This window comes from Bacillus sp. JJ1566 (assembly GCF_036962685.1).
Lineage (GTDB): Bacteria > Bacillota > Bacilli > Bacillales > Bacillaceae_L > Ferdinandcohnia.
This window is the reverse complement of sequence record NZ_JBALOP010000080.1, coordinates 1-8,807: the sequence shown is the minus strand read 5'-3', so window position 1 is coordinate 8,807 and position 8,807 is coordinate 1. Positions and strand designations below refer to the sequence as shown.

9 protein-coding genes are annotated in these 8,807 nt (G+C 38.0%); all 9 read left to right on the top strand.

Features of this window, described 5'->3' with window-relative positions; all coding sequences use genetic code 11:
* Positions 1–112 precede the first annotated feature (112 nt).
* Positions 113–691: a CDP-diacylglycerol--glycerol-3-phosphate 3-phosphatidyltransferase gene (gene pgsA / locus V7112_RS23335; RefSeq protein ID WP_335424302.1), complete on the top strand. Its 579-nt coding sequence runs from the start codon at positions 113–115 to the stop codon at positions 689–691.
* Between the two features lie 17 nt (positions 692–708).
* Positions 709–1,950: a competence/damage-inducible protein A gene (locus tag V7112_RS23330; RefSeq protein ID WP_335424299.1), complete on the top strand. Its 1,242-nt coding sequence runs from the start codon at positions 709–711 to the stop codon at positions 1,948–1,950.
* 124 nt (positions 1,951–2,074) lie between these two features.
* Positions 2,075–2,992: a VOC family protein gene (locus V7112_RS23325; protein ID WP_335424297.1), complete on the top strand. Its 918-nt coding sequence runs from the start codon at positions 2,075–2,077 to the stop codon at positions 2,990–2,992.
* Positions 2,993–3,091: 99 nt separating this feature from the next.
* Complete coding sequence (locus V7112_RS23320; RefSeq protein WP_335424295.1) at positions 3,092–3,280, top strand: hypothetical protein; 189 nt, start codon at positions 3,092–3,094, stop codon at positions 3,278–3,280.
* Positions 3,280–3,927, top strand: coding sequence for a DsbA family oxidoreductase (locus tag V7112_RS23315; protein ID WP_335424292.1), 648 nt, complete (start codon positions 3,280–3,282; stop codon positions 3,925–3,927). Before V7112_RS23320 ends, V7112_RS23315 begins: the two co-directional genes overlap by 1 nt.
* Before the next feature lie 252 nt (positions 3,928–4,179).
* Positions 4,180–5,220: a recombinase RecA gene (recA, locus tag V7112_RS23310; protein ID WP_335424290.1), complete on the top strand. Its 1,041-nt coding sequence runs from the start codon at positions 4,180–4,182 to the stop codon at positions 5,218–5,220.
* A gap of 394 nt (positions 5,221–5,614) precedes the next feature.
* Positions 5,615–7,177: a ribonuclease Y gene (gene rny, locus V7112_RS23305; protein ID WP_335424287.1), complete on the top strand. Its 1,563-nt coding sequence runs from the start codon at positions 5,615–5,617 to the stop codon at positions 7,175–7,177.
* Between the two features lie 127 nt (positions 7,178–7,304).
* Entirely contained in the window at positions 7,305–8,099 is a 795-nt protein-coding gene (locus V7112_RS23300; protein ID WP_335424285.1) for a TIGR00282 family metallophosphoesterase, read from the top strand.
* A 315-nt stretch (positions 8,100–8,414) separates the two neighbouring features.
* A complete protein-coding gene (gene spoVS / locus V7112_RS23295) occupies positions 8,415–8,675 on the top strand; it encodes a stage V sporulation protein SpoVS (protein ID WP_003211281.1) in 261 nt (86 codons plus the stop codon).
* Positions 8,676–8,807: the final 132 nt, after the last annotated feature.

The following is an 8,807-nucleotide window of genomic DNA, read 5'->3' as shown; positions in this document are numbered from 1 at the left end:
CTAAAAACGCCACATCCTGATGTCTTCGTCTTTATGACCCACTTCCTGTGGGCCTAAAAATCGGGCGGCAAATACGCCGAGGCGCATTTGATTATATTTTGGAGGTATGAATGTGAATTTACCAAATAAGATTACAGTGGCAAGAATTTGCTTAATTCCACTATTTTTAATTATCATGTTTGTTCCGTTTGGATGGGGCGATGTTTCAGTTGGCTCAATGACCATCCCTGTTTCCCATTTAGTTGGCGCAATTATATTTATTGTAGCTTCTAGTACAGATTGGATTGATGGACATTTAGCAAGAAAGCATAATTTAGTCACAAACCTTGGAAAATTTCTGGACCCACTTGCGGACAAGCTACTTGTATCAGCAGCGTTGGTTAGCTTAGTCGAGTTCGGTTTGGCGCCTGCATGGATGGTAATTATTATCATAAGTAGGGAGTTTGCAGTTACTGGCTTACGACTCTTACTAGCTGAAGGTGGAGAGGTTGCAGCTGCGAAAATGTTAGGGAAGATAAAAATGTGGGCACAAGTTGTAGCTGTTTCTGCATTATTATTACATAACTGGCCGTTTGAATTTCTTTCAATTCCATTTGATATGATTGCACTATGGATTGCTGTCATATTTACGGTTGTTTCAGGTTGGGATTATTTTGCAAAAAATAAAGGGGTTTTTGCAAACTCTAAATAGGATAGTGAGGTTCTTAAATGAATGCTGAAATTATTGCTGTAGGCTCTGAACTCCTCTTGGGTCAAATTGCAAATACAAATGCACAATTTCTTTCCAAACAGCTTGCTGAGCTTGGAATCAATGTTTACTTCCATACTGTTGTTGGTGACAATTCCGACCGTTTAGAGGATGTAATTAAAATCTCACAATCTCGTTCGGATTTAATCATTTTTACTGGTGGACTGGGCCCAACAAAGGATGATTTAACAAAAGAGACGATTGCAAGGCTGTTAGGAAAACAGCTTGTATTTGATGAAACGGCCTTACGTAGTATTGAAGATTTCTTTAAGAAAACAAATCGCCATATGACTGAGAATAATAAAAAGCAGGCCCTTGTACTTGAGGGGGCTGAAATCCTCCCTAACGACCATGGGATGGCACCTGGAATGGGACTTGAGGTTGATCAGATCACTTACATGCTTTTCCCAGGTCCACCTAAAGAGCTTAATCCAATGTTTCTAGCGTACGGTGCACCATTTTTATTAAAATCACTAGGTGTAGTGGAACGAATTGAATCGCGGGTGTTGCGTTTCTTTGGAATCGGCGAATCACAGCTTGAAACGGAGATTGAGGATTTAATCGACAATCAAACAAATCCAACGATTGCCCCATTAGCAAGTGATGGTGAGGTTACACTTCGATTAACAGCAAAACATAGCTCTCTTGAAGTTGCAAATAAACTATTAGATGAAACGGAAGCGCAAATCTTACAGAGAGTCGGCAAGTTCTTATATGGCTATAACTATACTTCACTAGTCATTGAACTAATGAATAAGCTTAAAACTTCTAAACTAACGATAGCCAGTGCTGAAAGTTTAACAGGTGGCATGTTCTCCGAAGAATTGACAAATCTAGCAGGCTCTTCGGCAGTTGTAAAGGGTGGAGTCGTTTGTTATACAAATGAAGTGAAGGAACAGGTGCTGCATGTTAAGAAAGAAACCCTCGATACGGATGGGGCTGTAAGTAGTCAGACGGCCAAGCAGCTTGCTGAGAATGTAAGGAAGCTCTTAAACTCTGATATTGGGATAAGTTTTACAGGTGTAGCGGGACCAAGTGAATCAGAAGGAAAACCGGTAGGCATGGTGTATATCGGGATTTCCTATTTAGATCAACCTACAAAGGTATATCCGTTACAATTAGCGGGTTCACGTCAAGGAATCAGAACTAGAACAATTAAATATGGTTTCTACTATTTACTTCAATTATTAAACGAACATTGAAACTAATTTTTTATTTAAAAGGCGATCAATTAAAGATCGTCTTTTTTTATGGAATAAGAAGGAAAAACTTTAATGTTGTTGAATGGATAAAATAATGAAAAAATACTTAAGGGAGCCGGTAATAATGACAAAGACGAATCAAATTATCGTTCCACATTTATGGTATGACAAAGAGGCGAAAGAAGCTGCAGAGTTTTATGCATCTATTTTTCCAGACTCAAGAATTACGAATGTAACAACACTTCACGATACACCATCAGGTGACGCTGGTTTAGTCTCATTTGAGTTGTGGGGACAAAAGTTTATGGCTATTAGTGCGGGTCCATATTTCAAATTCAATCCATCTGTATCTTTCTTTGTGAATTTTGATCCATCACGAGAAAAAGACGCGAGTGAAAAGTTAAATGAGATTTGGAACAAATTATCCGATGGCGGTACAGAGCTTATGCCACTTGATAAGTATCCGTTTAGTGAGAAATATGGTTGGATTCAGGATAAATATGGTTTGTCGTGGCAGTTAATTCTTACAAATCCAGAAGGTGAGGAGCGACCTACGATTATTCCATCATTAATGTTCACTAGTGATAAATGTGGTAAAGCGGAAGAGGCGATTCATTTTTATTCATCTGTATTTAAGAATTCAAAGAAGGGCCATATTGCCCACTATCCCGGGGGCATGGAACCTAACAAAGAAGGAACAATCATGTTTGCTGATTTTAGATTAAAGAATCAGTGGTTTGTTGCAATGGATAGTGCCGAAGATCACCAATTTAGTTTCAACGAGGCAGTCTCCTTTTTGGTATATTGCGAAACGCAAGAAGAGATTGATTACTACTGGGATAAGCTGTCTGCTGTGCCTGAAGCTGAACAATGTGGCTGGCTGAAGGATATGTATGGTGTGTCATGGCAGATTGTGCCGCGAGATATGGATGAGATGATGAGCAATAGCACACCAGATCAACTTGACCGTGTAAATAAAGCAATTCTTCAAATGAAGAAACTTGATCTTGCGGAGATACAGAGAGTATACAATGAAAAATAATACGGCATGTAGTTTTGACAACATTTCGGTTCAATTATTAGAAATCAATGGGAAAATCATATAAAATAATCATAATGAAACGAAAAGGAGGAATACTCGATGTTAAATGACAAGCAAACAAAATCTGTTGCATCTTCAACAGAAGGAGAAAATGTTAATAAAGCAATGAAAGAACTAAATGGCGTCAAGAAATTAAAAAGCTTGGATTTTGACAGTTCCTCAGGATTTGTCTGTGATATCAATACTGGAATATGTGGTCCGGTTATTCAAAAGGAAGAGGGAAAATAATGAAAATAACCATTTGGTCAGATTTTGTATGCCCTTTTTGCTTTATCGGGGAATCACATCTCGATAAAGCATTAGAGAATTTTACCCATGCTAAAGAAGTAGAAGTAGAATATAAAAGCTTTTTACTTATGCCAGATGCGAAATATGTTCCTGGTCAAAGCTATGCTCAAACCTTTTCTAGCATGAAGGGAGTGCCATTAGAACAGGCAAACACTATGCTTAAACAAGTGACAGATATGGCAAAGAATTCAGGAGTTGAAATTAACTACGACATAGCCAAACTTACCAGTACGTATGATGCCCATCGCGTTTTCCAGTACGCGAAAAAGCAGGGAAAAGGGAATGAATTTTTCAGTCGTTTCTATAATGCACATTTTACAGAAGGTGAGATCCTGAATGATGCAGAAACGGTCGTCCGTTTGGCGGAAGAGGTAGGTCTTGATGGTGCGGAAGTACGCAAGGTTTTAGAAAGTAAAGACAATACAGATTTGGTAACCGAGGATATTAATGAGGCTCGTTCAGTCGGTGTTCAAGGTGTTCCCTTCTTCGTATTCGATAATAAGTATGCTGTTTCTGGTGCACAGCCAGTCGAAGCATTCAATCAAGTTTTAGATAAGGTATGGGAAGAAGAACATTCCAATAAGTAAAGTGTATTGATTGGAAAAAATGCGTAAGTTGTATATGCTTACGCTTTTTTTATTGTACTTTTTTTGAAAGGGTAAAATTCAAAAATGTTGGTCTATATTACTTTGAAAATATGATTTTCAACTATTAATAATTGGATTTATGGGAAAAAACTATTAACAAAAATAACCGAATAAATGTTCGACTTTTTGCTTGGCAAATTGAAAAAAACATTGTATAGTAATAATAGTTTAATGAATAAAGGAGGAAAAAAAGTGAGTGATCGTCAAGCGGCCTTAGAAATGGCACTGAAGCAGATAGAGAAACAATTTGGTAAGGGCTCAATCATGAAGCTCGGAGAACAAACTGATCGTAGAATTTCCACTATATCTAGTGGATCACTAGCAGTAGACGTAGCATTAGGTGTTGGAGGATATCCAAGAGGACGGATTATTGAAATATATGGACCAGAGAGCTCTGGTAAAACTACTGTAGCACTTCATGCAATTGCTGAAGTACAAAAAAAAGGTGGACAAGCAGCGTTTATTGACGCGGAACATGCGCTTGATCCAGCATATGCACAAAAATTAGGTGTAAACATTGATGAATTATTATTATCGCAGCCTGACACTGGTGAACAAGCATTAGAAATAGCTGAAGCATTAGTACGTAGTGGAGCAGTCGATATTTTAGTAGTTGACTCTGTTGCAGCACTTGTTCCAAAAGCGGAAATTGAAGGTGAAATGGGAGACTCCCATATGGGTCTACAAGCCCGCTTAATGTCACAAGCATTACGTAAGCTTTCAGGTGCAATTAATAAATCAAATACAATTGCAATTTTCATTAACCAAGTCCGTGAAAAAATTGGGGTTATGTTCGGAAACCCAGAAACAACTCCAGGTGGACGTGCGCTTAAATTTTATTCTTCTGTAAGACTAGAGGTTCGTCGTGCGGAACAATTAAAACAAGGCAATGAACTTGTTGGTAATAGAACAAAAGTAAAGGTTGTTAAGAATAAAGTAGCACCACCATTTAAAACAGCCGAAGTAGACATTATGTACGGAGAAGGAATTTCAATTGAGGGCGAAATCATTGATATCGGTTCGGAACTTGATATCGTCCAAAAGAGCGGCTCTTGGTATTCTTATAAGGAAGAAAGAGTTGGTCAGGGGCGCGAAAATGCAAAACAATTCTTAAAAGAAAACCCTGACGTTCGTAATGAAATCCTTCAGCAGATTAGAGATCACTACGGTCTTGACGGTGAAAAAGTTGCTCCTGCAGATGAAAATCAAGAAGAATTTGATTTACTAGACTAATGAAGATAGAGGCACAGCAATTGTGTCTCTTCTTTATTTTCTCCATTTAACACTTTTTTAATGTGAAACAATACCCCCGAAACCCGAATGAACATAATTCACTAGTCGAAATTTCCATTTTCATGTAATACTATTTCTGTCAGCCCTTGACAATAAAAATTCACACATTTACAATTAAAATGTATATTTTACATTTTGTTAGAATTAAAACGTTAGAAGCAAAACTCGGTTTGAGCTTTTGCTATTCAGACCCGGAGTAGTTAAAAACTGCTTTCGGATCGTAACCTAAGACTCTGATTAGCTTAAAAAGCCTTTGCGCTGTATGTTGTAAAAATGTACATGCCGACATTTTGATCTAGCAAGAAAAAGTTCATAGCAAGAGGAGGTGAAGAAGATGGATCCCATTTCTATAATCATCTCCGCTTTGGTTGGCCTAATCGTCGGTGCGATTGTTGGCTTTTATGTTCGTAAATCAATTGCCGAAACTAAAATTGCAGGTGCAAAAGGTGTTGCCGAACAAATTATTGAAGATGCGAATAGAGAAGCAGATTCATTAAAGAAGGAAGCACTATTAGAGGCAAAAGATGAAATTCACAAACTTCGTACAGAGGCAGAAAAAGAAACCCGTGATCGAAGAAACGAACTACAAAAACAAGAAAATCGTTTAATGCAGAAAGAAGAGAACCTTGATCGCAAGGATGAAACATTAGATAAACGTGAATCCATGTTAGAAAAGAAAGAGGATTCTCTCGCTCAAAGACAACAGCATATTGAAGAGATGGAAAGCAAAGTGGAAGAAATGGTACACAAGCAACAAGCTGAACTCGAGCGTATTTCTAGCTTAACACGTGAAGAAGCAAAGCATATCATCCTTGAACGAATTGAAAATGAACTTTCCCATGATATTGCGATGATGGTGAAAGAAGCTGAAAATCGTGCAAAGGAAGAATCTGATAAAAAGGCAAAAGAAATCCTTTCACTTGCTATTCAAAGATGTGCCGCTGATCATGTCGCAGAAACTACAGTATCTGTAGTAAACTTGCCTAATGATGAGATGAAAGGTCGTATTATTGGTAGAGAAGGACGAAACATCCGTACTCTTGAAACATTAACGGGTATTGACCTTATTATTGATGATACACCTGAGGCAGTTATTTTATCTGGCTTTGATCCAATTCGCCGTGAAACAGCGAGAATCGCACTTGAAAAACTTGTTCAGGACGGACGTATTCACCCAGCACGTATTGAAGAGATGGTTGATAAATCAAGACGTGAAGTGGATGAATATATTCGTGAAGTGGGTGAACAAACAACCTTTGAGGTTGGTGTTCATGGACTCCATCCGGATTTAATTAAGATTTTAGGTCGCTTGAAGTATCGTACAAGCTATGGCCAAAACGTTTTAAAGCATTCAATGGAGGTTTCATTCTTAGCAGGCTTAATGGCTGCTGAGCTAGGTGAAGATGAAACACTTGCTCGTCGTGCTGGTCTATTACATGATATTGGTAAAGCTATTGACCACGAAGTGGAAGGTAGCCACGTTGAAATCGGGGTAGAATTAGCTACGAAGTATAAAGAGCATCCAATTGTAATCAACAGTATTGCTTCCCACCATGGAGATACAGAACCAACATCTATTATTGCTGTATTAGTTGCTGCAGCTGATGCATTATCTGCCGCAAGACCTGGTGCTAGAAGTGAGACACTTGAAAACTATATCCGTCGTCTTGAAAAGCTTGAGGAAATTTCAGAATCCTATGAGGGTGTTGAAAAATCCTTTGCTATACAAGCTGGACGTGAAGTCAGAATTATTGTAAAACCTGATACAATCGATGACTTAAATGCGCATCGATTAGCTCGCGATATCCGTAAACGAATCGAAGAAGAATTGGATTATCCGGGTCATATCAAGGTAACTGTAATTCGTGAAACAAGAGCGGTAGAATACGCAAAATAAAGTGGTCATTTGACCACTTTATTTTTTTACTAAAAAATTTTCAAAAGACAAATCTACTTTAAAAGCGGCCTTCGACATTGCGATTTTTCGCTTTTTGTGCTTTATTTGTTATGAAAGGGGCTTTTACATGAAGATTTTATTTATAGGTGATGTAGTCGGTTCACCGGGAAGAGATATGATCCGAGACTATCTTCCAAAACTAAAGGCAAAATTTCATCCAACACTTACAATCGTGAATGGAGAAAATGCAGCATCAGGCAGAGGGATTACTAAAAAAATTTATAACCAATTTCTAGAAAACGGTGCCCAAGCAATTACTCTTGGTAATCATACTTGGGACAATAAAGACATTTTCGAGTTTATTGATAACGCGAAAAACATGATAAGACCAGCAAATTTCCCTGAAGGAACTCCAGGTCAGGGAATGATGTTTAGTAAAGTGAATGGACAAGAAGTTGCGATTATAAATCTGCAAGGGCGGACCTTTCTTCCAGCCATTGACGATCCATTTAAAAGATGCGACGAATTAATTGAACAAGCAAAAAAGCGAACTTCCATTATTTTTGTTGATTTTCATGCGGAAGCTACAAGTGAAAAAATCGCAATGGGTTGGTATCTTGATGGCCGGGTAACAGCTGTGGTTGGAACACATACACATGTACAAACAGCCGACAACCGTGTTTTGCCACAAGGTACTGCGTTTATCACAGATGTCGGAATGACTGGACCTTACGATGGTATATTGGGTATGGGTAAAGAAGCTGTCATCCATAAATTTAAAACGGCATTGCCTACACGCTTTGAGGTTGTAGAAGGAAGAACCCAATTAAATGGAGTTCTTGTGGAAGTAGACGCTAAAAGTGGAAAGGCAAAAGGGATTCAACGAATCCTCATTAATGACGATCATCCATTTTTTGATTAAAATTTTCAACCAAGATATCAATTAAAATATCTTGGTTTTTTTATGTTTTGGGTAAGTTTTTGAATTTTTAGAAAAAACTTACGAACAAGCAGGAATACTGATAGTTTCTAGTGAATATAGTAGTTATGGGATCATTATTCGTTGTTCAACAAGAGACTTGGTAATCCCTGGTTGAATAAAGTTGGCCACTGGTAAGTCCTGCGATCTTTTTCGAATAGAGATAAAATGTTAGATCGCAATTTTAGTCGTTATTTGTTTATATGGTTCTACCGATCACTCAGGGAAACATTGTAAAGAACAAGGAGGAAAGTAGAAATGGAAATATTAAAAGTTTCAGCAAAATCTAATCCTAATTCTGTAGCTGGGGCGCTTGCGGGTGTATTGCGTGAAAGAGGGGCTGCAGAAATTCAGGCGATTGGAGCAGGTGCATTAAATCAGGCAGTGAAAGCAGTAGCGATAGCTAGAGGGTTTGTAGCACCGAGTGGAGTGGACCTAATCTGTATTCCGGCATTTACTGATATTCTAATTGATGGTGAAGAAAGAACTGCTATAAAATTAATCGTTGAACCACGATAAATGTATGTCCTTTTACATAATGTGGTTTAGTGACGGGTAGAAACCTGTTTGTCTAATAAGACAAACAGGTATTTTTGTGTAAAATAGAATTAACCTTATTCAACAGAAGTACCTACTTCTGTTGAATAAGGT

Bases quoted from the DNA above. Each gene is read 5' to 3' on its own strand.
- spoVS (WP_003211281.1), top strand. From the start codon at position 8,415: ATGGAAATATTAAAAGTTTCAGCAAAATCTAATCCTAATTCTGTAGCT.
- V7112_RS23330 (WP_335424299.1), top strand. From the start codon at position 709: ATGAATGCTGAAATTATTGCTGTAGGCTCTGAACTCCTCTTGGGTCAA.
- V7112_RS23300 (WP_335424285.1), top strand. From the start codon at position 7,305: ATGAAGATTTTATTTATAGGTGATGTAGTCGGTTCACCGGGAAGAGAT.
- rny (WP_335424287.1), top strand. From the start codon at position 5,615: ATGGATCCCATTTCTATAATCATCTCCGCTTTGGTTGGCCTAATCGTC.
- V7112_RS23325 (WP_335424297.1), top strand. From the start codon at position 2,075: ATGACAAAGACGAATCAAATTATCGTTCCACATTTATGGTATGACAAA.
- V7112_RS23320 (WP_335424295.1), top strand. From the start codon at position 3,092: ATGTTAAATGACAAGCAAACAAAATCTGTTGCATCTTCAACAGAAGGA.
- V7112_RS23315 (WP_335424292.1), top strand. From the start codon at position 3,280: ATGAAAATAACCATTTGGTCAGATTTTGTATGCCCTTTTTGCTTTATC.